The organism is Burkholderia sp. AU30280, assembly GCF_020420125.1.
GTDB lineage: Bacteria > Pseudomonadota > Gammaproteobacteria > Burkholderiales > Burkholderiaceae > Burkholderia.
Map to the genome: position 1 here is coordinate 120,619 of NZ_JAIZRY010000015.1, position 22,363 is coordinate 142,981.

The following is a 22,363-nucleotide window of genomic DNA, read 5'->3' on the forward strand; positions in this document are numbered from 1 at the left end:
CACGGCGCGTGACGAGCCTCTTCGTGAGGATAGTCCGCCGGGTTTTTCCGGCAGGGACACAATCGCGCCCGAATTGCAGGAATACAGTTCGCCGGGCGGCCTGCGTGGCCCGCGCGGCGAAGTGCGCGGATCGGGCGAATGTCCGGTGTCGCACTCATGCGAGCCAGTGCGCGAAATCGTAATACGGTACGGCGTCGCCGCACGCGATGCGCTGCCCGGCCGGCAACCGCGCCAGCCCGCTCGCCTGCACAAGCGACTGCAGCGTGCCGGCGCCTTGCTGGCGCAGCGTATCGAGGGCGGGCGTGCCGTCGAGGCCGACGGTGCAGTGCACGCGCATGAAGCGTTCGCGCTGCGCATCCGGTTCGAAGTCGGCGTCGATCGGCAGCGACGGCACGACCGGTACGCGTGTATCGCGCCCCTGCAGGCGGCGGATCAGCGGCGCGACGAACAGCGCGAACGCCGTCATCGCGGCGCCCGGATTGCCGGGCAGCAGCACCACCGGCCGCGTGTCGAGCCGTGCGAGTGCAACCGGCTTGCCCGGCTTCATGCGCACGCCGGCGACGATGAACGATGCGCCGAGCGCGTCCAGCGAGGGGCGCAGCAGATCCTTGTCGCCGACCGATGCGCCGCCGACGCAGATCACCAGGTCGCACCCCGCGTGCAGATCGCGCAGCGCGCGATCGATGGCGGCCGCGGTATCGGCCGCATGCAGGCTCATCGCGACATCGGCGCCGGTTCCCGAGACCAGCGCGGCGAGCATCGGCGCGTTACTGTTGTAAACCTGTTGCGGCGCCCGCGGCTGCCCGCACGCGACGAGCTCGTCGCCGGTCGTGAGGATGCCGACACGCAGCGCGGGGCGCACGTCGACGCGCGTGAATCCCTGCGCGGCGGCGACGCCGACATGCATCGCGCCCAGGCGCACGCCGGCCGGCACGAGCAGGTCGCCGGCGCGCACTTCCTCGCCGCGGCGGCGGATGTGCGAGCCGCTGCGCTGCGGCGCGTCGAATGCGACCCAACCGTCCTGCTCGCGTGCGTGCTCCTGCATCACGACAGTGTCCGCGCCCGGCGGTATCACGCTGCCGGTGAAGATCCGCGCGGCCGTGCGCGGGGCCAGCGGCGCCGGCGTGTCGCCCGCATAGCAGCGCTGCGCGATGTGCAGCGGTTCGCCTGGCGCGAGATCCGCGTGACGTACGGCGTAGCCGTCCATCGCACTCTGGTCGGCCGGCGGCTGGTCGAGCACGGCGGTGAGCGGCGCGGCCAGCACGTGGCCGGCGGCTTGCGCGACCGGGATGGACGTGGTGGACGCGAGCGGCGCGAACGCGCTCGCGAAACGCTGCTGCGCGGTATCGAAATCGGTCAGGGGTTTCATCGGGAAAGCGCCGGATGCGCCGGTTGGTCGGGAAGAGAGAGGGGAGCGATGTCGGGCGACACGTATTCGACGAAGCCGTCGTTGCGGCAGAAGCCGAGCAGGCGCACGCCGGCTTCGCGGGCGACGTCGATGGCGAGCGACGTCGGCGCCGAGATCGTCGCGATCATCGGGATGCCGACCCGCGCGGCCTTGCGCACCAGTTCGTAGCTTGCGCGGCTCGACAGGAACACGAAGCCGTCGTGAATGTTCGCACGACGCCGCGCGAGCCGGCCGATCAGCTTGTCGAGCGCGTTGTGGCGGCCGACGTCCTCGAACACGTCGAGCACGTCGCCGTCGCGGTCGCACCAGGCGGCCGCATGGATGCCGCCCGTCTCGCGCATCAGCGTCTGATGGGCCGGCAACGTGCGCGCGGCGCGCGCGATCGATGCCGCGCCGATCCCGGCGGCCGTGCCGGCGGCGGCGATGCGCGGCGGGTGCAGGTCGAGCTGCGCGATGCTTTCGATCCCGCATACGCCGCAGCCGGTGCGGCCGGCCAGCGCGCGCCGGTGCGCCTTCATCGCCATGAACGCCTGCTGCGATATGGTAAGCCGCACTTCGGCGCTGCCGGCCCGGCATTCGCTTTCGATGTCGAACACGTCCGACGCGCGTTCGACGATGCCTTCGCTCAGCGCGAAGCCGAGGCCGAACACGTCGAGGTCGATCGGGGTCGCCATCATGACCGTGTGCGCAATTCCGTTGAACACCAATGCAACCGGCGTTTCGTCGACGACACGGTCGACGGTGTCGCGTGCGTCGCCGGCACGGTGACGTGTCACATGACACGCGGTGCTGCCGGTCGGATCGTCGCGGCGGATGCAGGACTCCATGCGGTTTTCTCCAGGCGGATCGGCCGGCGGCCCGGCCCGGCCGGGTCGGGCGCGTGCGCCGGACCAGGGGATTCGATGCTGCCGGGCGGGCGTGGCCGAGGGGCTCGGCGTGGCCGTGGGCAGGCGTTGCAGCGGATGTTAGCGGGGATGACTGGCACGCCGGATATACAGCGCCGCCACGCGGAAAGCAGTACAGCTGACCGTCCCGCAGGCACGAAATGTGTTTTCCGTACACACATCTTCGGCAGCGCAAGCAGCACAGTTTCGACGCACGCTCGAACGATTGCGAGTATCGTTGCAAACGCGATATCGTCATTCACGCTTCGATGCCATGCGAGTGACCGTTGGTGTTCGCATGTGTTGTCGCCAAGCCGTCGCGCGATTTCCTGCTTCGAGCGTACGTCCTCACAACCACGAGCAAATTACGGTCATGGAAATCTTCGATGCGTTCCATCTCGCCCGCTTGCAATTCGCGTTCACGGTGTCGTTCCACATCGTGTTTCCCGCGATCAGCATCGGCATGGCGAGCTTCCTGGCAGTGCTGGAATGGCGCTACCTCGTCACCGGCGATGCCGCCTACAAATCCATGTTCCAGTTCTGGTCGAAGATCTTCGCGATCGGCTTCGGGATGGGCGTGGTCTCCGGCGTCGTGATGGCGTACGAGTTCGGCACCAACTGGGCCGGCTTCTCGCGCGTCGCGGGCAACATCACGGGCCCGCTGCTCACCTATGAAGTGTTGACGGCGTTCTTCCTCGAAGCCGGCTTCCTCGGCGTGATGCTGTTCGGCTGGCAACGTGTGAGCCCGCGCGCCCACTTCTTCGCGACGCTGATGGTCGCGGTCGGCACGCTGATCTCGACATTCTGGATCCTCGCGTCGAACAGCTTCATGCAGACGCCGCAGGGCTACAAGATCGAGAACGGCCTCGTCGTGCCGGTCGACTGGTTCAAGGTCGTCTTCAACCCGTCGTTCCCGTACCGGCTCGTGCACATGACGATCGCGGCGTTCATCGTCGCGGGCTTCATCGTCGCCGCGTGCGGCGCGTGGCACCTGCTCAAGGGCCGTCGCGACGAGCCGGTGAAGCGCAGCTTCTCGATGGCGCTGTGGATGCTGCTGGTGCTCGCGCCGATCCAGATCGTCGTCGGCGATGCGCACGGGCTGAACACGCGCGAATACCAGCCGGCGAAGATCGCGGCGATCGAAGGGCTGTGGGAAACCGAGAAGGGCGGCACCGCGCTGAACCTCGTCGGGTTGCCCGACATGCAGGCCGAAACCACGCGCTATGCGATCCAGGTGCCGCACCTCGGCAGCCTGATCCTCACGCACAGCTGGGACGGCGAGATTCGCGGCCTGAAGGAATTCCCGCCGCAGGACCGCCCGTATTCGCCGATCGTGTTCTGGACGTTCCGGATCATGGCGGGCCTCGGGATGCTGATGCTGCTCACCGCGCTGCTCGGGCTGCTGCTGAGAAAGGGCGGGCGCCTGTATGAAACGCGCTGGTTCCAGTGGTTCGTGGTGGCGATGGGGCCGTCGGGCATCCTCGCGCTGCTGGCCGGCTGGATCACCACCGAGGTCGGGCGGCAGCCATGGACCGTGTACGGCGTGCTGCGCACCGTCGATTCGGTGGCGCCGCTCAGCGCGCAGCAGGTTGGCGTGTCGCTGCTGATCTTCGTGGTCGTGTATTTCCTGGTGTTCGGAACGGGTATCTATTACATGATGAAACTGATGAAGCGCGGGCCGGCCGCGCAGGCCGGGTATATCGAGCTGCACCGGCATCCGGGGCTGCGCAAGAGCGCGCTGTCCACGCCGCTGAACGTCACCGAAGCGGAGTAAGCCATGCAAATCGATCTTCCTGTCGTGTGGGCCGCGATCATCGGCCTCGGTGTATTCATCTACGTGATGCTGGACGGCTTCGATCTCGGTATCGGCCTGCTGTTTCCGTTCTTCGACGCGAAGGCCGAGCGCCAGGTGATGCTCGACACCGTCGCGCCGGTGTGGGACGGCAACGAGACGTTCCTGGTGCTCGGCGGCGCGGGGCTCTACGGCGCATTCCCGGTCGTGTATTCGACGCTGCTGCCGGCGAACTACCTGCCGCTGGTGCTGATGCTGGTCGGGCTGATCTTCCGGGGCGCGGCGTTCGAGCTGCGCGCGAAGGCCACGCGCACGCAACACATGTGGGATCTCGCGTTCATCGGCGGCTCGGCGCTCGCCGCGTTCTGCCAGGGGATCGTGCTCGGTTCGCTGCTGCAAGGCATCAAGATCGAGAACCACCAGTTCGCGGGCGGGCCGTTCGACTGGCTGTCGCCGTTCAGCCTGCTGTGCGGGATCGGCGTGCTCGTCACGTATGCGACGCTCGGCTGCGGCTGGCTGATCCTGAAGGTCGACGGCGAACTGCAGCGCAAGATGCGGCTGCTGATGAAACCGCTCGCGGGCGTGCTGCTCGCCGTGATGGGCGTGGTCAGCCTGTGGACCGTGATCGGGCTGCCGGCCGTCGCGCATCGCTGGTTCGGCAGCGGCGACCTCGGCTGGTTCCTGCCGGTGCCGGTCCTTGTCCTCGCGTGCGTGTGGGGCATCTTCCACACGGTGAAACGCGAGCACGAGGCCACGCCGTTCCTGTTGACGCTCGCGCTCGTGTTCCTCGGCTACACGGGGCTCGTGATCAGCATCTGGCCGAACATCGTGCCGCCGTCGCTGTCGATCTGGGATGCGTCGTCGAGCCATTCGAGCCAGCTGTTCGCGCTCGTCGGCACCGTGATCGTGCTGCCGATCATCCTCGTGTACAACGCGATGCAGTACCGCGTGTTCCGCGGCAAGGTGCGCGAGGGCGATATCGGCTATCACTGAGCGGCTATCGCTGAACGCCGCATGATGTGACGGGCGCAGCGGGTGCAGCGGGCGCGGGCGTATCATCCCGCGCGGCGCAGCGCGGCACCCGTGCCCGGCATGCGCCCGACAGCGGCCCGCCACGCGCGGGCCGTTGCACATCGGGCGCCGGCGCGCCGTTCGATGCATCCCCTGGCAGTCGAGAAAACACCATGATCGTCCGACCACAACAAAACTGGCTCAGGATGCTGTTCGTCTGGAACGGCTCCGTGCTGCAATCGATCATTCCGCAGCTCGTGTTCATGGCGATCGTCAGCACGCTGGCGGTCTTCACGAACGGGCGCATCTTCGGCGAGAAGATCCCGCTCAACACCGCGCCGTTCACGCTGTTCGGGCTCGCGCTCGCGATCTTTCTCGGGTTTCGTAACAACGCGAGCTTCGAGCGCTTCAAGGAGGCGCGGCATCTTTGGGGCAGCCTGCTGATCGCGGCGCGCGCGCTGACGTCGCAACTGAATCGCTACCTGCCGGACAGCGTGAGCGACGCCGAGCGCCACCGGCTGGCCGACCTGCTGATCGCGCTCACCTATGCGCTGAAGCATCAGCTTCGTCATACCGATCCGACCGCGGACCTGCAGCGCATTCTCGGTGCGCAACGCACGGCCGAGCTTGGCGGCAAATGCTTCAAGCCCGTCGCGATCCTCGACGAGCTGCGCGGCGGCATCGTCCGCATGCTGGGCCGCGCGCCCGGCAGCGACGCGACCTGCTGGATGTTCGAGACGCAGCTCGACGAGGTCGGCAAATCGATCGGCGGTTGCGAACGCATCCTGTCGACGCCGATTCCGTTCTCATACAGCGTGCTGCTGCATCGCACCGTGTATGCGTACTGCGTGCTGCTGCCGTTCGGCCTCGTCGATTCGACGGAGTTCTTCACGCCGCTGATCTGCGTATTCATCTCGTACACGCTGATCGCGCTCGAGGCGATCGCGAGCGAAGTGGCCGAGCCGTTCGGCCTCGCGCCGAACGCGCTGGCGCTCGATGCGATGACGCGCACGATCGAGCGGTCGGTGCTCGAACTGGGCGATCGCCCGCTGCCGGAGGAATTCGTGCCGGCGTCGACGTACCAGATCACGTAAGCGGGGGCGCGCAGGCGCGGAAGGCGTGGCTCGCGTCGGGCGCTAGAATGGCGCTTGCCTGTTCAGGAGAGGCTGACATGCGAATCTACGTGACGAGTATCTTTGTCGACGATCAGGACAAGGCGTTGACGTTCTATACCGACAAGCTCGGGTTCAAGCTGAAGAACAACGTGCCGGTGGGCGAGTACCGCTGGCTGACCGTGGTGTCGAAGGACCAGCCGGACGGCACGGAGTTGCTGCTCGAGCCGAGCAACCATCGCGCGGTCGGGCCTTACAAGCAGGCGCTGTACGAGGACGGCATCCCGGCGGCATCGTTCCAGGTCGACGATCTCGATGCGGAGTTCGCGCGGCTCACGGATCTCGATGTCCGGTTCACGCTGGAGCCGATGGACGCGGGGCCCGTGCGCGTCGCGGTCATCGACGATACGTGCGGAAACCTGATTCAGCTGATGCAGATGAAGTGACGCAATGCGCCGCGTGGGACGCTCAGCGCACCGCGGCCGGCGCGCAGGGGGCATCCAGTTGCATGCCTGCGTGCGGCTCCGGATGCGCCACCCGCATTCGGTCTGCACCAGCAGGTCGCGATACCACAGCCCGACGAAGCACACGCGATCGTCGCCGGCTTCATCGGCCGAGATCATCATCGCATGCCCGGCCGTTCGCGCGGTCGCGGCGTCGCCGTCGACGATCAGCAGCGACGTCGAGATCGTGTGCTGCGTGCCGCGCATCGCGACGTCACCTGTTCCAGATAGGCGGCAATCTCCGCACGGCTGCCGGCCGGACCGCCGAAGGCCGTGTAGTCGAGCGTCGCATTGGCCGCGAAGAGGCGCTCGAATTCATGCCAGTCGCGGCGATCGACGGCGTGGCAATAGCGGGTCAGCAGATCCTGGATCTCCATCCGGTCGATCGTTTCCTGGGGCGTCATGGTGTCGCGGGTGAGTGGATGACGGGGAAACAATAGCGGGGGCGGGCGGGAGTGGCGTCGGCGGAGTGGACTAAGACGCGGTTTCAAAAAGTCCCAATGGGGGCCGCCAACTGATGCGGTGAACGATCAACCTCAGGCATCGCAGCAGTCGAGGCACAGGCGATGAGCCAACCGATCATTGGCGACGAATTGCGAATTCGGATGGAGCTGTTACTGCAGCCGTCGAGGCTACGGTTCGGCAAGAGTCCCGGGCCGCCTGCATGTTTCGATAGCGCCGATACGCTGAGCGCACCCATACCGGGCTGCATCACGTCGGCCGCCCTCTGTATTCGTTTCGAGCACCGCGCGAACATTCGCCGTGCACTCATCAAGCTCGGCGGCAACCCGATCTGCTGGAATACCCTTCGACGTACGGATCGACACCTTTGAAAAGAACTGTAAGATCGATGAAAGCGGGGTGGGATTGCGATTATAATTTCCGCTGATCCGGAGGGTAGTCAAATGAAAAAGATTCATCCCTTTATATTATCTTTGGTTTTTTTATTCGGCTGCGTCAATGCACCCGTCATTCAGTCGCCCAGTCAGCTTGCAGCAACGCACGGCTATGTATATGTTTCCATCCCCAAAGGGAGCGCGGTCGATGATGTACAACTGGAGTCTCTGAAAGATAATTCCAGTTTTTTGCTAAAGCCGCACCCCGGCATTGATTCATATGGCGCGGGGCTTTGGGTTCCGGCTGGAGAGTATCGGCTGACGAAATGGCAAAATTACAATTTGAAGGATTATCCAAAAATAGAAGTGCAGCGAGGTCGAATAACGGATCTCGGTGGGCTGATTCAATTGCCGATTGGAGGAGATAAATTTGTGGTGCTCCCGGTTAGGCACCGGGAATTTTCTGAAAATTTGAATTCCATTGCAAATGAATACCAATCGGTTTTGATATCGAAATATCCGATCGAGTGGGAGGTTCAGAAGGCGCCCGCGTCCATTGGGACCATATATCCCCTGACGGGGCTTGGCTTGCTGGCCGACTTGTTGCTTGCCTATGAACGGCACGTCAACATGCCGGCCATAAGCAAGCAACTTGTCGACGCGCAGACGGTGAATGATTTTTTCCGGCTATGGAAAACTGCGGCTCCGCCATTGACGCGGAAATTTGAACATGACGCGTCCGGCAACCTGTACTACGGCGCGGATATGGGGCAAATCCGGGTCAGAGGCCCTCAGGGGGGCTGGAGAGCTCTGGATACAGGCTCCCTCCACGAAGTAACTGCCGTCAAGGTAGATGGCAAGGCACTTGTGGCCGGATTCGACAACGGTGTTATTCGTGTCACCGAAGATGGGGGTGTGTCCTGGAAAATTCTTGCCACCATGGGAAGTGACGCCAGAATCGTGGATATCGATCGAAAAACCAACCGATGGTTCGTAGCAGTGGCGCGAGGTGTGGTGAATGGTACTGTCTGGAAGGAGGTAAATAATATCGAGGTGTATCAATCCGGTTCGAATGACCTGCGGGATCTGGTTAAGATAAAGCAAATTGGTGGTGAAAAAGGATTCAAGGCAATTAACGTGTTTCCCGTGCAGATCGAGTCAACCAATGATTTCTACTATGTTGGTACCCCGTCGCAATTGTTAAGAATGAATTTGTCCACAATGGCGTGGGCCCCAGTTACCCCGCCCACTGACATGACCGGTTTTCATGCTTCATCTGCATCCGGAGTGCTGACTGCTTATCATGCTCAAGGCGCGTTTTCCAAATTGTACTTGTCAAGTGACAATGGTGAAACCTGGGTGAAATACAATACTCCGCCGTACGTTTTCTCGGATATTCGGTTTGATAGTCTCAGTGAGGGAAGGGCGGTGCGTTGGAATACAGGAGCATTTAGCTCGGATATCGAGTTGAGGGAGTTTGATCGTCAGGGCGGTTCGTGGAAAACGCTAACGGAAGCGCCACATGGTTGCCGGCGCATGTTGCCGGACACGAATGGCATGCCAAGATTTTGCATAACGGCAGCCGGCAGTATTCTCAGCTATGCAGATTCAAAGTGGTCGGTTGAATATGCTGCAGACTAGCAGGCTGCTGGAACAGGGGGCTGGTCAGCGAAACACGATTCGGGAAACAAAGCGTCAGCGGATTCTTCTTTCGCTGCCGCTTGGGGGGGCGGTAGTAACCGTTCGATCAGTATCCATGGTTCGTCGTCGATTATCGGCTTGCCCATCTCGTCGGATCCGGTTGTTTCGATGCCAGGGTGAACAGCTTGTCGCCAACGTCATTCATCCCACGGAGCCCTTTCAAAGCCTTTTCCAAGGGCCGGCCCGCGGCCGGCAAGAACGCCATCGTACGCGACGATGTCGGGTGTTTGTATATCGCCCACGAGCAGCGAGGTGACTCCGGTGCGAAATGCCGCGCTCAGGTAGACTCGTGTGCCCTTCGACGGAGGAGATGCGATGCAACTGCTTGATCACGTGTCGATCGGCGTGCCGGATATCGAGCTGGCGCGCCCGTTCTACGATGCCATCATGGCCGCGCTGGGCGCAGCCAAGGTTTACGACCGGCCGACCGCGCTCGGCTACGGCGAACGCTGCAATGCGAACGACACCGTATCGACTTGCCTGGCGGTCTATCTGGATCCCGCTGAAATCGGCGCGAGCAAGCGGCACTGGTGCTTCAAGGCCGCGAGCCGCGAGCAGGTCGATGCGTTTTTCGAAGCGGGCCTTGCGACGGGCGGGCAGTCGGACGGCGAGCCCGGCTTGCGGCCGCATTACCACGGCGACTACTACGGCGCGTTTCTCGTCGATCCGGCCGGCAATCGGGTCGAGGCGGTGTGCCACGCGTCCGCGCCGGCGCATGCATCGTATTGAAGCGACGCATGCATCTACGCTCGCTTGCGCACGTGACGCGGTGATCGCCGCGCGCCGGCCCGATACCGCCCGGCGCGCGGAGCGCGTTCGCGCGCACGCTACCTGTGCCGCTCAATCGAAGTAGTTCAACCCCATCGCGCCTTTCACCTCCGCGAGCGTCGCGCCGGCCACTTCCCGTGCGTGCAACGTGCCGCGTTTCAGGATCGCCATCACTTCGGCCTTGTCGGCCTCGAATTCGCGACGGCGCGCACGGATCGGCTCGATCAACGCCTGCAGCCGCTCGTTCAGCACGCGCTTGACGACGCTGTCGCCGAGCCCGCCGCGACGGTAGTGCGCCTTCAACTCGTCCACTTTCTGCACGTCCGGCTCGAACGCATCGAGGAACGTGAACACGACGTTGCCCTCGACCTGGCCGGGATCGCTCACGCGCAGGTGGTTCGGGTCCGTGTACATGTCCTTCACGGCTTGCGTGATCTCGTCCGGCGTCGAGCCGAGCGTGATCGCGTTGCCGAGCGACTTGCTCATCTTTGCCTTGCCGTCGATCCCCGGCAGCCGCGTGACCGGCGACAGCACGGCCTCGCATTCGACCAGAACGGGTTGCTCGACGGTCGCGTTGAAGCGGCGCACGAGTTCGTTGGTCTGCTCGATCATCGGCAACTGGTCGTCGCCGACCGGCACGTGCGTCGCCTTGAACGCGGTAATGTCGGCCGCCTGGCTCACCGGGTAGGTCAGGAAGCCGGCCGGGATGTCGCGCTCGAAACCGCGCAGGCGGATCTCTTCCTTGATGGTCGGATTGCGTTCGAGGCGCGCGACCGTGACGAGGTTCAGCAGGTATTGCGACAACTCGGCGAGTTCGGGCACCTGCGACTGCACGACGATCGTCGAGATCGCCGGATCGATGCCGACCGCGAGATAGTCGAGCGCGACTTCGATCACGTTCTCGGTGACGCGCTGGCGGCGGCCCATGTTGTCGGTCAGCGCCTGCGTATCGGCGAGCAGCAGGAATTGCCGCGCTTCGTGCTGCATCTGCACGCGCGCGCGCAGCGAGCCGATGTAGTGGCCGAGGTGCAGCGGGCCGGTCGTGCGGTCGCCGGTGAGGATGGTCGGTCGGGTCGGGTGGGTCATGTTGGTCGTTGCTCCGGGTTATCGAAGCCGCCAGCCATGGTGTTCGCGCAGAAACGCAAATGCCGCCATCGCTGGCGGCATCACGTTTGGGACATGCAAAAGGAAACGGGCCGCCTGGGTCAGGCGCGCCACCAGCAATGCAGGTTTGGCGAGGCAGGTTGGGTTTCCATTGCGCGAGTATAGCGTAGTGCGGGGAGGGACGTGCCGCGTCAGCGTATGACCGACTCCATCGCAAGGTACGCGGTTTCGGCCGACGGCCACAGCAGGTACAGCAGGCCGGCCATCAGCAGCAGCGCGCCGGCACGTACCAGCGGCGTGCGGTCTTTCTCGCGCGGAGGGCGGGTGGACGGCTTCGAGTTCTTCATGCTTGCTGGCGCACGAGGCGCCACTCCAACGGTTGCTGCAACGGGTCGGGTGGGGCGACGCCGGGGTGTTGCGGGGAAACGGGGGACACAGCGGCATCGGTGGCTGGGCGGCGCAAAAAAGGGGTGACCGGATGGGTTGCCTGGATGCCCGAGTGCATGCTGCGCGTCACATATTGTGAGCCGACCGAATGCTACCAGTTTGGCGGTTCGCGAACCGTCAAGAATTGTCGGGCGATGATCGGGTTAAAGAGCGGTCGGGCGAGCAGATTTTTTTCGTCGGGTATCTGAAATACTGAAAATTATTAATAAATTCAATGAATTACTGTTGTTTTTTAAGGGGTCAAATTGGTCGGCGGGACATCGTTGTATTTGTCGCGCGTTCCTTCTTGCAATTGCGAGGTGGTTACCACAAGACGATTGTTTTTGTGTGAACGTTGCATTTAAAATCGACGGCTAAACAATTAAGCGCGTAGGTGACGTGGCGGTCTGAGAGCGCCGTCGCCGAATGCCCATCGACAAGTGAACGTGACCGAAATGCTGCGCGCCTTCGTTAGTGCGCTCGATCAGAACAATCGTGCGATCCGGTTTCATTGGGGCCGTCATCAGGATGCGCTAGCGCATGTCCTGGTACCGCAGAACGTGGATTTGACGGAAGGCCTTTGTACCGGGATCGAAGGGCACTTGACCTGTCTGTCTTCGCGCCCGGACCTTCCGCTGTCTGCTTTCTTGGGGCTGCCGCTCTCGGTGCAACTGGTAACGGATCGAGGTGAGCCGTATCCGATCAACGGGATCATCACCGACGTACGGGCCGGCCAATCGGACGGCTCTCTTACGTGCGTCCAGCTGACGTTGCGAGATGTGCTGAGTGTCCTCGAGCAACGAGTCAACAGCAGAACGTTTCGTTCAATGAGTGTCCCGGACATTCTGGAGACACTGCTGCACGAATGGCAGCAACGTAGCTCCGCGTTGGCGCAGGCGTTCGATTTCGAACTCGTGCTCGATCGCAACCAGTATCCAAAGCGCGAGCAGACGCGTCAGGCGGATGAGTCGGATGCAGCCTTCATTCGCCGACTGTGCCGGCGCGACGGCATTTTCTGGTACGCCCGGGCCGGCAAGCATGACGGCACGTCGACCGATACGCCAGTCCATACGCTTGTGTTCTGCGACGATCCGACGAAGTTGCCTCAGGCGGCAGCGGGCCGCGTGTCGTACCATCGCGGTGCACAGTCGAGGGAGCGCGATTCGATTACGCTCTGGTCCACCGCCCGTGCGCTGACGCCCGGAAGCGTGCGGCGCTCCAGCTGGGATTACAAGACCGGCAGGATGGCCCAGTCGGAGCAGGAGACGATCGTCGATCAGGGCGAGACCGGCAACGATCTCGCGAAGTTGTTGGCTGACTCTGTCATCGACGTCCCGCATGCAGGCGATTCCGACGCTGATCAAGAACGCTTGGCGAGGGCTCGCATTCTGGCGCACGAGTATCGCGCTGAGTGCGTGTATGCGTCGAGCGATGTCCGGGATGTCTCGCCGGGTTTTTGGTTCACGTTGCTCGGGCATCCGGAGGTCGATACCCGACCTGAGGAGCAGCGGCAATTCGTCGTCACCAGTCTTCACCACCGGGCCACCAACAATTTTTCGAAGGCGCTCGACGAGCGTGCCCAGGCGTTGTTTGCTGCGAGTCGCTGGAGTTTCGACGCATTGCCGGCCGAAGAGGGTGTCGGGGTCCGCTACGAAAACACTTTCATTTGCGTGCGCCGTGGCGTGCCACTGACACCGGCCTACGATCCACGCGTTGATTTGCCGCCTGTGCATCCGTTTACCGCGAAGGTGGTTGGTCAGGATGGTGAGGAAGTGCACTGCGACGAATTGGGCCGCATCAAGGTACAGATTCTCGGTTTGCGCGCGGACGATCACACCCATGCGCAGGGTGCTGGCACCAGCGGAACCGGGCGGGACAGCGCGTGGGTGAGATGGGTCAGCCCTTGGGCGGGCCCGAACTACGGCATGGACATGCTGCCGCGCGCCGGGATGGAGGTGCTGATCGACCATCTGCATGGCGATCCGGACAAGATGGTCGTTACCGGGGTGCTGCACGGCGGCCCCAATATGCCGACCAAGTTCAGTCATACTGGCGCGCTTCCCGGCAATCGTTACCTCTCCGGTATCAAGACCAAGGAGGTCAAGGCAGATCGCTATAACCAACTGCGTTTCGACGATACGCCCGGCCAGATCAGCAGTCAGCTTGCCAGCGAGCACACCTATACCCAGCTGAACCTGGGCTACCTGACGGAGCCTCGCGATGACGGCAAAGGGGCACCTCGAGGTGACGGCCTAGAGGCCAGAACCGATGCCCAGGCCGTCATCCGCGCAGCAAAGGGCGTCTATGTTACGGCACAGCAACAGGGGCGTGCCGAAGGCAAGATGCTCGAACGCACCGCGTTGCAGACGTTGATCGAGCAGTTGCAGGAACTGGTACGGAACCTCGGTGATGCATCTGCTGCGAACGATGCCGCCAACACTGACCTCGCACGTATCGAGAAAATCGCGTCGCAGATCAAGGGTTGGGACGCTGGAAGCAACGTCGATCAGGGCGGCGGTGCAGGCGCCGGCGGTGCGCCGATGGTTGCGATCGAGGGGCCGGCCGGCGTGACCGTGGTCAGCCAGGACGCAATGGTGCTCGGAGCGCAGACCAACATTGATGCCGTGAGCACCGGCAACACGCAGATCAGCACAGGACGTCGTCTGCTGATGCGAGTCGGAGACTGGATGAGCGCTTTCGCGGCCAAGGGCATGACGCTGGTCACGGCAGACGGTAAGCTCCGGATCGAGGCGCACAAGGAGGATGTCGTCGTGAAGGCCGCCAAACGCATCATTCTGGAGGCAGGCGAAGAAATCGTGTTCCGCTCGCCGAAGGTCAATACCCAGGCGAGCGACGCAGCATCGATCAATGGCGGCTCGAGCTACAGCCAGTGGAATGGCAGCGGCGTCGTGCACGGCACGAGCGGAGTATGGCGCGAACATGCGGCGTCGCACAGTCTCGTCGGGCCGGACAACAAGCCGGTGAAAGCACCTGATCCTCTGACCTTCAAGGAATTGGAGCAACAGGGCAGCCTCGCGGTGGTGCTCCGTTCACACCCGAACGACGGCCGGCCGCTCGCCTATGAGCCATACGCGCTTTACAAGGGAGCGGCCAAGATTGCGGACGGCGTGACCGACGAGCATGGTCAATTGATCATCTCCAATCACCAGAAAGGCACGTCTTCCTATACGGTCAAGCTGCACAACGGGCATGAGATTGAGGTGCCCGTCATGGAAGAGGGGTTGACCGACGACGATCGATTGGCCGCGCAGGGATGGCGGGCAGTCGACGGCGATCCGGAATCGCGTCAGCGTCACGCACAAGGCTGACGCACGATTGGCCGCAGTTTTCGACGAGAAACATGATGTCCGACACCAATACTCAAAACAAGTCCAAGGCGCCGATCGACGTTTGCAAGCGTCAGGCGGTTGCCAGTGCGCAGTGGTTTCTGGAAAAGCAGGGGGACTACTATGCACCGCCGTACGAAAAGAACAATCTCGATGTGTTTATCTGCGGAGAGGATGCGTTCAAGCAGATTGCTGCCGATTTGAAGGCGGCCAAGCATAGTGTCGAAATCATCTGCTGGGGCTTCGATCCGGGCATGGAGTTGATCCGGAACGGAGCGGTCTGGCCGCGAGGGGATACCTGGGGCGGGCTGTTGCGTGATGTGGCGGCCGGGAAATTCAATAACGGCAAACCGGTTCAGGTGCGCTTGCTCTCGTGGTATGGCTTTATCGGAAGTCTCGGATCCAACAACATGCCGGGTCATAGCAGCGGCCGTCTGAACTATGAAGAGAAGATGGCCCGGGCGGTCAGCATGGCGGGCGGCATCTATTTACCGACTGCCAATCCACCCCAGCCCCAGACACCTCAAGAGCGACGCGAGGATTTTAATGCGCGGTGGTATGACGATGCTTTTGCGGGGCGCTTACCCAACCTGTCGATTCGCACGCGCGACGGCAGCAGCAAGGCTGTTCACGAGAGCCTGAAAGGAGAGCCGGGCAAGCGCGATTTCTCGGAAGTGCTGGGTCTGGAGAAGGTGGCTACGGACCATCAGAAAACCATTCTGATCGACTATGAACTCGAAGGTGGTGCGCATGCAGTCGGCTATGTGATGGGACTGAATAGTGTGACGGACTATTGGGATACGCAGCAGCACCTCTTCAACGATCCACGCCGCGGCGAATCATGGGAGGGTGCCAATGACGCGCAACCGGGCCTGAAGCCATATCAGGACTACGCCAGCCGTATTCGGGGCGAAGCGCTGGTCGCGGTGAGCAAGAACTTTACAGATGCGTGGAACCGCGCCAAGGGCAAGGGCGAAAATGTGTCGCGTACGCACAATTTCAAAGTGGTACCCGCAGGCTTGACGCAGAATCTCGGCACCTCTTATCAGCGGGCGCAAGTCGTTCGTACCCAGCCCGAGGAAAAGGACAAATCTGTCAAGGCCTTGTATGAGCAGGCGACGTCGTTCGCGCGCAGTTATATCTATGTCGAGAACCAGTATTTTCAATATACAGAGTGGCCGAAGAAGCTGAAGGAATGGCGGGCCCAGTTCCTGTCGTGCAGTCAGGCAGCCGGCAAGAGCCCGGACGACATACCCAACTTGCACGTGATGGTTGTTATTCCCACGCCAGAGCGGGTACAGATGGTGCCGCGCACGCACGACACGGTCAAAGTGTTGGGTCATGGCACATCGATGCCCAATCAGGACAAGGCGGTGGAAGACGAACTCGCGCGCAACCGGCAGCAGCAGGCGACCTGGGACGCCTATGTTAAGAGACAAAAGGCAAGTGGCGCACCGCTCGACCCTGATCTTTATCCGGCACCGCTTTCACCCGCGGCGCAAAGTGCCAAGGACCTCGGCGATAAGACGTCTCTGGCTAAATCGCTGGATCAGATGGGCATTCGCGCACTAGTCGGTAGCCTTTGGACCTTTGATCGCAATTGGCGCAATTCCAAGCTAAGCACCGAGGCGGCGAAGCAGCAGGCTCGTTGGGATGAATATGTGAAGAAGCAGCAAGCCAAGGGCGAATTGCCCGACCCGGACATGGCACCGATGCTGCCTTTGCCGACGGAGTCGATCGCGGCTCGATACAGGGAAATCTACATTCACAGTAAATTGCTGCTGATCGATGACAGCTTCTTCACGTTGGGCAGCGCCAACCTGAATTTGCGGAGCATGGCGGTTGATGCCGAGATCAATGTGGGTAGCGATGATCGTGCCAAGAGCACCGATCTGCGGAAGCGAGTTTGGAATCTGCATACCGGTGGCAAACATGATGGCGGCAACGGCAGTCCCATCGCCATCAAGGAAACGTTCATGAAGTGGCAAAAACTCATGGATTCGAATGTCATGCAAAGGAAGCGCGGTCTAGAGCCGGTGGGCTTCCTGATGGCATTTCAAGACGATCGTACGTCCAGCGTTCGGCTGGCGTAGCGCGCTTTCAGATCATGCGAGTTCCGATGAGTTCTACAACATCTAAACGGTTGCGCCTGACGGGCGTGTTTTCCCTCTTCCTGTTCTTTGCTTGTGCCGCTTGCTCGATGAACGATTCCCTTCCGCGAAATATGTCGCTCGACGCTTTCAATCCACATCGCGAGACGTTTGATTGCGTGCACGAAGCCGCCGTCGTTCCGGCCGTTGATCCAGAGGCCGATCGCTGGAATCAGCAGGCGATGAAGATGACAAGTGCATTGTTGTGGCCGAACCAGCGCGACTACGCTGGTGCCGTCGTGCTATGGAGCAAGGCTGCTGAGCGCAAGCACTGGAAGGCGATGCTGAACCTTGCGAATGCCTACGCGCAGGGGTTGGGTGTCGATCGCGATACCGAGCATGCGTTGCAGATTACCGAGCAGGCCATGAAGCTGGGCATCCCTGCGGCTTATGATCTTATGGGCACGTACTACATGAACGGAGTTGGAGTAAAGCAGGATGCCAGCCGCGCGTATGCGTTCTGGCAACTTGCTGCGGACAAGGGTAGCCCGAGTGCGATGGCTTATTTGGGCAGTAAGCTCGATGCAGTCTACGATGATCCGAAATCGGGTTTTTGGGGCAATCGAAAGGTTGCGCTCAAAATGCTCGAGTGTGGCTTCGCCCAGGGTAGCGGGGATGCAGCGTACGCTCTCGGAACAACTCTCGTTGGCTCCGACCAATCACTTGGCGAAGATAACGTGCGGGCTCTAAAGATCCTGCATGAAGGCGTGAAATACGGAAGCGCCAAGAGCGCAGCGTATTTGTTTGGAGCGTTCGACGATGGCGATGCCGTGGTCGGCAACGTGAAGGATCGTGCCCGCGCCGAGCGTTATAGCGTTCTTGCCGATCGCCTCGAGCGCGACCCGGATCTTCGTCTGCCTAACCTGGACAAAGTAGCGCCGCTGCCGCCGGCCAAGCTGCCCAAGTGGGACGGCAACAAGGAAACTTTGATCAATGCGGCGAAGGCGGTGACATCGGGGCCGACGTCACTTTCCAAACCTGCCGTGCAACCGGTATCGTTGCGTGCCGGTCGCGCACACGTGCCGGATGGCTACATGCTGCCGGAGAAGCCGCAGGTCGCCGTTCCCCCGCAGGCGGAAACGACCGCCGCCCCTGTCGGGGGCTATTGGCTTGCACAACTGAAATATCCGGCTGCCGAACGGCACTTTGCGTGGAATACGGAACAGGTGCCGATGCGTTACCGGAAGGACGAATTGTTCGATCGGAGCCGCTCAGGCCTCGTGCCGGAAGATGGTCGCATCTTCTTCCACTACGTCGGCGATGCAATCCCCATGCCTGCGAAGCAGGAGGAATTGCATCCCCGCGTGGCGCAAGGTATTGCGCGCGCTGCCGAATTTCCCGACCCCGCCATCCAGTGTCGCGGTTCGCGCGCGTGTCCGGTGACGGGCGTCTGGCAGGCCAGCGTGGCGGTCGATCATCCTCGGGCGGCCACGTTCAATCAGTGGTATCGCCAGGCCTATGTCATGCAGGGGGACGCGTTCCCCGATCCGCGGACCGTGCATCTGGACGTATCGCCGACGGACGTGACGTGGACGTGGTGGAACGAGGCCAATCGCCTCGGGTTCGCGAAGCTGCCTCAGGTCAGCGTCGGCAACTTTTCCGACGATGCGTGACGGGAGGGGAGGTGCGTAAAACGACGATGGCCGCGACCGTGGTTGCCGGAGGCCTGATATTGGCGGCCTGGGGCGTGCTCGCGCTCGTGGGCGCTGTCGCCCAGGTCAGCGGAGGTAGCTACGGTTCGCACGATGTGAGTGATCTCGCGATCGGGAATTTCCTGTTTCTCGGGCCGCTGATTGCATTGGGCGGCTTGGTCGCATGGTTCGCCAGTCGTGACTCGACAACGCCCGGCGATGCTGACGATCCTCCGTCGGGCAACGGCGGGAGCGATTCGTCTGCTCCCGTGCATCGGGATGCAGACTCATGAGTAGTACCGAAATCATCTACAGGCATGACCAGTGGCGCAAGGGCGCGGGTGGTATGCCCGCAGGGCTGTCCGGTCAGTCGGACAGTTCGGCCTATGCCGGCCTCGATCTGAGTCTTGCGCAGTTTGTCGGCAGTAATTTCAGCGGCAGTCGCTTTACCGGAACGTCGTTCCGGCAGGCCGGCTGGAAGGAATGTCAGTTTTCAGCTTGTACGTTTGTTGGTTGCGATTTTGCGGAAATTGCAGTTTCCGGATGCACGTTCGTCGATTGCAGTTTCGATGAAGCGACGTTTCACGGCAGCACTTTCAATAGCGTCAAGTTTCTGAGATGCAAATGGAATGGCATTCGGTTCGACGGCAACACGTGGCATTCGGTGCAAGTGCTGGACTGCACCGGGACCACGGTCGAAGCTCACGGGCTCAAAGGGTTGGACGTGGATTTCACGGGGAGCTATTTCGAGCATCTGGCGTTCGAGGACGCGGAAATCAACGGTGGACATTGAATCAACGTTGTATCCCTCATCGCGGTTACGAACGCCATTGAGGCGCTGCACATGCAGCGTCGGAAGATCATCAAGGCACGAGGTCCCCTCCCGTCGGGCGAGGTCGCGCTCTAGCTGAGCTGGCTGGCCCTGCGTAACATCATTGCCAATTGGACCGGCTCCCGGCACGACTGGAAAAGCGCGATGACGCAGGTTGCGCTGCTTTGCCCAGAGCGATTCGACATCGGAATCTGAGTCCTAACCCGCTTCGCACACGGAATTCCGGTTACCCCCGAGTGCTGCCGCCGCTTCCCTCTCGCCTTCGGCGAGCAGCGGGAGCGCGCCGGCCGATTCGCGTCCGAAGTATGCGAGCAGGCTCCAGGCGTCGCTTTTCGCCTCTCGCGCGAGCGCCATGCGCCTCCGTTCGTCGGGCAGCAGATTGTCGAAGAACCGCTGGATCGGGCGATCGGTCGACGTATCGATGCACGTTTCCACGCGCAGCCCGAACGTCGGCGACATCCGGTACCCGGTGCACGCAGCTGGCGCGCGGCGACCGATTTCACGGACGCGTCTCACGGTTCGTCCATACAGCGGTCCTGCCGAACTTTCCGGCGAGGCCGTCGCACGTCCATTTCCGGGAGAACACCATGCGATATCCATTGCAGCCTGCCGACCAGGGCGCCTCGTCGCTGCGTCCGTCCGCACCCCGACCGCACGCACCGGCGCCGCGGGCCGACATCGAGGAGAGGAAGCCATGAGCCACGAAGCACTCGACCCGCTGCTGCGGCAGTTCGCGGAGAAGCGGCTGGGGCGGCCCCTCGCGCCGGCCGAAGAACAGGCGCTGCTGGAGCAACTGCCGGGCAGGCACGGGAACGCGCCAGCGGCGGCCGTCGGCACGGCCGCGCCGGCGGCCGCCGCGAACCCGCCATTGCCGCGCTTGAAAACCCGGCAGGAGGCGCGTGAGCAGGTCAAGCATTTCCTGCAGCTCAACCAGCAGAAGGCGTACGAGAAGATGCGCGGCATCCTGCAGACGATCGACGCGCAGAACGAGACGACCCTCGGCATGCTGGCGTCGGAACAGCGGAAAGTGTCCGGCGTACTCGACGCGCACGCGCCGCCGGACGACGCGCAGGCATCCGGCGCGGCCGAGATCCAGGACAGCACCCGCGAGGCGTTGGCAATGATCGGCGAACAGTTGACGGGCCTGATCCGGCAGGAAATCGACGCATGCTTTCGGCAATACGTCGATTCGCTCGCCGAACGGCTCGACGCCAGGCTCGATGCGATGGAGGCGCGGTTGCGAAGCGCCGACGCCGCCCCGGCCGAACCGACCGAACCGACCGCTGTCGTCGCGGCTGCCATTCACGATACCGCCGGCCAAGCGTCCATGGAGTAGCACGCGGGTGATTCGGCAGACAGCCAAACCGGCCGGCCCCGATGTGCGACCTCTCAACTACGTGAACCAAGGAGCAACAAATGACTGATACGTGTCAAGTGTGCCAGGTCAATCCCGCGATTACCGATGCGGTCACACAGGTCAACGTCAAGGTGGTCGCGGAAGCGCCGGCAATGGCGATGGGCTCGTTGTACCAGGCCCAGAGCCATTCGCTCAGCATCCTGTTCGAGAACGCGGTGCAGCAGCAGTCGCAGGCCGCAATCCAGTCGCAGACGTCGACGAACGTAGGGACGATGCAGCTCTATACGATCGGGCCGGAAAGCGCGGGCGCGGCCGCCACGGAAATCGGGGCGAACGGGATCATCTCCATTCTGGCCGACGTGATCGCGATCGGGAAGGCAGTCAAGCCCTGACGCGCCATCGCAACGCCGTGGTCGAGCGGCGGCGCAAGCGGCGCGCGCCGCCGAAGCCGCCGACGTGCCGCGGATCCGCAGTACGGCCGCCGGCGCCTGAACAGGGGGGCCGCGCGGTATTCCGGAGCAACAGACAGAACGGGTGGAGCCGATTCGATGCGGCGCCTGTTCGCGAACCAGGAGAAATACGATGCCAAACGACGCAAACGACGCAAAGGACCCGAAAGACGCCTGCAACTGCAAGACGTGCGCGGTGAACGCCGCGATCACCGACGCGGTCACGCAAACCAACGTCAAGGTGGTCGGCGAAGCACCTGCGATGGCAACGGGCTCGCTGTACCAGGCTCAGAGCCATTCGCTCAGCGTGCTGTTCGAGAACGCCGTGCAGCAGCAGTCGCAGTCGGCGGTACAGCTGCCGACCTCGACGAACGTGGGCACGATGCAGCTGTACACGCTCGGGCCGGCGAGCGCAGGCGCCGCCTCGACGGAAATCGGCTCGAACGGCGTGCTTTCCGTGCTGGCCGACGTGCTCGCGCTCGGCAAGGCGCTTGCCTGACGCGCAGCCTGGCGTCGACGCCGGGCGGCGGCCCTGATCGGAAGCTGCCGCCCGGCGCCCGATGTCGTGTCGGCGCTTGCGACGTATCGACAACCCGGTGCGGCGTGCGTCGCCGGCCGACCCTCTGATGCTTTCGCCGTGACTGCACCGCAGCGGCGAGCCAACCAGGAGCAACGACATGCCGGAACAGGTTTCCGCCGCGGTGACCGATGCGGTCACGCAAGCCAACGTCAAGGTGGTGGGCGAGGCGCCCGCCGTGGCCTTGGGCACGCTCATGCAGTCGAACAGCCATGCATCCGCGATCCTGTTGCACAACGCGGTGCAGATGCAGGCGAACCAGGCGATGTCCAATCTCGCCGCGACGACGGTCGGCGTCATGCAGCTTTATGCCGGCTCGCCGGCGGCGGCGGCGGCCGGCGCCGCGCGGTCGGCGAACGACAGCTTTGCGTCGCAGCTGGCCGCCGTCGCGCAGCTGATGAACGCGATCGGCCACTGGCGCGGCTGATCCTCCCCGCGCGGCGCCCGACCCGGCGCACGCGATTTCCCCGCGCCG

Annotated in this window: 20 protein-coding genes and 3 pseudogenes; 17 read left to right on the forward strand and 6 right to left on the reverse strand. The window is 62.8% G+C overall.

What is annotated here, in order from left to right:
* Nucleotides 1-154 precede the first annotated feature (154 nt).
* Nucleotides 155-1,369: a gephyrin-like molybdotransferase Glp gene (glp, locus tag LGN17_RS29265; RefSeq protein WP_226200544.1), complete on the reverse strand. Its 1,215-nt coding sequence runs from the start codon at nt 1,367-1,369 to the stop codon at nt 155-157.
* A complete protein-coding gene (gene fdhD / locus LGN17_RS29270) occupies nt 1,366-2,235 on the reverse strand; it encodes a formate dehydrogenase accessory sulfurtransferase FdhD (RefSeq protein ID WP_226200546.1) in 870 nt (289 codons plus the stop codon). Before fdhD ends, glp begins: the two co-directional genes overlap by 4 nt.
* Nucleotides 2,236-2,665: 430 nt before the next feature.
* On the opposite strand from fdhD, the gene LGN17_RS29275 reads away from it, so the two are divergent.
* The 4 genes from LGN17_RS29275 to LGN17_RS29290 all read left to right on the forward strand — a co-directional run bounded on the left by LGN17_RS29275 (nt 2,666) and on the right by LGN17_RS29290 (nt 6,653).
* Nucleotides 2,666-4,066 carry a cytochrome ubiquinol oxidase subunit I gene (locus LGN17_RS29275; protein WP_226200548.1) on the forward strand — a complete coding sequence of 467 codons (1,401 nt, stop codon included), beginning with the start codon at nt 2,666-2,668 and terminating at the stop codon, nt 4,064-4,066.
* A gap of 3 nt (nt 4,067-4,069) precedes the next feature.
* Nucleotides 4,070-5,077 carry a cytochrome d ubiquinol oxidase subunit II gene (cydB, locus tag LGN17_RS29280; protein WP_175952083.1) on the forward strand — a complete coding sequence of 336 codons (1,008 nt, stop codon included), beginning with the start codon at nt 4,070-4,072 and terminating at the stop codon, nt 5,075-5,077.
* A 191-nt stretch (nt 5,078-5,268) separates the two neighbouring features.
* Nucleotides 5,269-6,189: a bestrophin family protein gene (locus LGN17_RS29285; RefSeq protein ID WP_226200550.1), complete on the forward strand. Its 921-nt coding sequence runs from the start codon at nt 5,269-5,271 to the stop codon at nt 6,187-6,189.
* Between the two features lie 77 nt (nt 6,190-6,266).
* Nucleotides 6,267-6,653 carry a VOC family protein gene (locus tag LGN17_RS29290; protein WP_226200551.1) on the forward strand — a complete coding sequence of 129 codons (387 nt, stop codon included), beginning with the start codon at nt 6,267-6,269 and terminating at the stop codon, nt 6,651-6,653.
* Between the two features lie 129 nt (nt 6,654-6,782).
* Here the strand turns inward: LGN17_RS29290 and LGN17_RS36585 are convergent.
* Nucleotides 6,783-7,114 (reverse strand): annotated as a pseudogene (locus LGN17_RS36585) (nuclear transport factor 2 family protein); the annotation flags it as partial.
* Nucleotides 7,115-7,276: 162 nt separating this feature from the next.
* On the opposite strand from LGN17_RS36585, the gene LGN17_RS36915 reads away from it, so the two are divergent.
* The 3 genes from LGN17_RS36915 to LGN17_RS29315 all read left to right on the forward strand — a co-directional run bounded on the left by LGN17_RS36915 (nt 7,277) and on the right by LGN17_RS29315 (nt 9,976).
* Nucleotides 7,277-7,543 carry a hypothetical protein gene (locus LGN17_RS36915; protein ID WP_413227058.1) on the forward strand — a complete coding sequence of 89 codons (267 nt, stop codon included), beginning with the start codon at nt 7,277-7,279 and terminating at the stop codon, nt 7,541-7,543.
* Between the two features lie 72 nt (nt 7,544-7,615).
* The gene (locus LGN17_RS29305) at nt 7,616-9,187 is read left to right on the forward strand and encodes a hypothetical protein (RefSeq protein WP_226200553.1); all 1,572 of its coding nucleotides are present in this window, start codon (nt 7,616-7,618) and stop codon (nt 9,185-9,187) included.
* A 375-nt stretch (nt 9,188-9,562) separates the two neighbouring features.
* Nucleotides 9,563-9,976 (forward strand): VOC family protein, encoded by a 414-nt coding sequence (locus LGN17_RS29315; protein ID WP_226200555.1) that lies wholly within the window; start codon nt 9,563-9,565, stop codon nt 9,974-9,976.
* Between the two features lie 111 nt (nt 9,977-10,087).
* Here LGN17_RS29315 and trpS read toward each other — a convergent pair whose 3' ends face one another.
* Nucleotides 10,088-11,101, reverse strand: coding sequence for a tryptophan--tRNA ligase (gene trpS, locus LGN17_RS29320; protein WP_226200557.1), 1,014 nt, complete (start codon nt 11,099-11,101; stop codon nt 10,088-10,090).
* Nucleotides 11,102-11,310: 209 nt separating this feature from the next.
* The gene (locus LGN17_RS29325) at nt 11,311-11,466 is read right to left on the reverse strand and encodes a hypothetical protein (protein ID WP_175952088.1); all 156 of its coding nucleotides are present in this window, start codon (nt 11,464-11,466) and stop codon (nt 11,311-11,313) included.
* Nucleotides 11,467-12,000: 534 nt separating this feature from the next.
* Between LGN17_RS29325 and LGN17_RS29330 the strand changes: the two genes are divergently transcribed.
* The 6 genes and pseudogenes from LGN17_RS29330 to LGN17_RS29355 form a co-directional block, all read left to right on the forward strand.
* Nucleotides 12,001-14,874, forward strand: a complete 2,874-nt coding sequence (locus LGN17_RS29330; protein ID WP_226200632.1) for a type VI secretion system Vgr family protein — start codon at nt 12,001-12,003, stop codon at nt 14,872-14,874.
* Between the two features lie 35 nt (nt 14,875-14,909).
* Nucleotides 14,910-16,985 carry a phospholipase D-like domain-containing protein gene (locus LGN17_RS29335; protein ID WP_226200558.1) on the forward strand — a complete coding sequence of 692 codons (2,076 nt, stop codon included), beginning with the start codon at nt 14,910-14,912 and terminating at the stop codon, nt 16,983-16,985.
* Between the two features lie 26 nt (nt 16,986-17,011).
* Complete coding sequence (locus LGN17_RS29340; protein WP_226200559.1) at nt 17,012-18,655, forward strand: tetratricopeptide repeat protein; 1,644 nt, start codon at nt 17,012-17,014, stop codon at nt 18,653-18,655.
* 26 nt (nt 18,656-18,681) lie between these two features.
* The gene (locus LGN17_RS29345) at nt 18,682-18,966 is read left to right on the forward strand and encodes a hypothetical protein (RefSeq protein WP_226200561.1); all 285 of its coding nucleotides are present in this window, start codon (nt 18,682-18,684) and stop codon (nt 18,964-18,966) included.
* Nucleotides 18,963-19,466 carry a pentapeptide repeat-containing protein gene (locus LGN17_RS29350; RefSeq protein WP_226200562.1) on the forward strand — a complete coding sequence of 168 codons (504 nt, stop codon included), beginning with the start codon at nt 18,963-18,965 and terminating at the stop codon, nt 19,464-19,466. The genes LGN17_RS29345 and LGN17_RS29350 overlap by 4 nt, the downstream gene beginning before the upstream one ends.
* A gap of 24 nt (nt 19,467-19,490) precedes the next feature.
* Nucleotides 19,491-19,700, forward strand: a pseudogene (locus LGN17_RS29355) (IS256 family transposase); the annotation flags it as partial.
* 39 nt (nt 19,701-19,739) lie between these two features.
* Here LGN17_RS29355 and LGN17_RS29360 read toward each other — a convergent pair.
* Nucleotides 19,740-19,970, reverse strand: a pseudogene (locus tag LGN17_RS29360) (HipA N-terminal domain-containing protein); the annotation flags it as partial.
* A gap of 229 nt (nt 19,971-20,199) precedes the next feature.
* Between LGN17_RS29360 and LGN17_RS29365 the strand changes: the two are divergent.
* The 4 genes from LGN17_RS29365 (at nt 20,200) to LGN17_RS29380 (ending at nt 22,315) form a co-directional block, all read left to right on the forward strand.
* Nucleotides 20,200-20,841 carry a hypothetical protein gene (locus tag LGN17_RS29365; protein WP_226200565.1) on the forward strand — a complete coding sequence of 214 codons (642 nt, stop codon included), beginning with the start codon at nt 20,200-20,202 and terminating at the stop codon, nt 20,839-20,841.
* A gap of 80 nt (nt 20,842-20,921) precedes the next feature.
* Complete coding sequence (locus LGN17_RS29370) at nt 20,922-21,254, forward strand: RebB family R body protein (RefSeq protein WP_175970589.1); 333 nt, start codon at nt 20,922-20,924, stop codon at nt 21,252-21,254.
* 190 nt (nt 21,255-21,444) lie between these two features.
* Entirely contained in the window at nt 21,445-21,810 is a 366-nt protein-coding gene (locus LGN17_RS29375; RefSeq protein WP_175970588.1) for a RebB family R body protein, read from the forward strand.
* A gap of 178 nt (nt 21,811-21,988) precedes the next feature.
* Complete coding sequence (locus LGN17_RS29380; protein WP_264166097.1) at nt 21,989-22,315, forward strand: RebB family R body protein; 327 nt, start codon at nt 21,989-21,991, stop codon at nt 22,313-22,315.
* Nucleotides 22,316-22,363 lie beyond the last annotated feature (48 nt).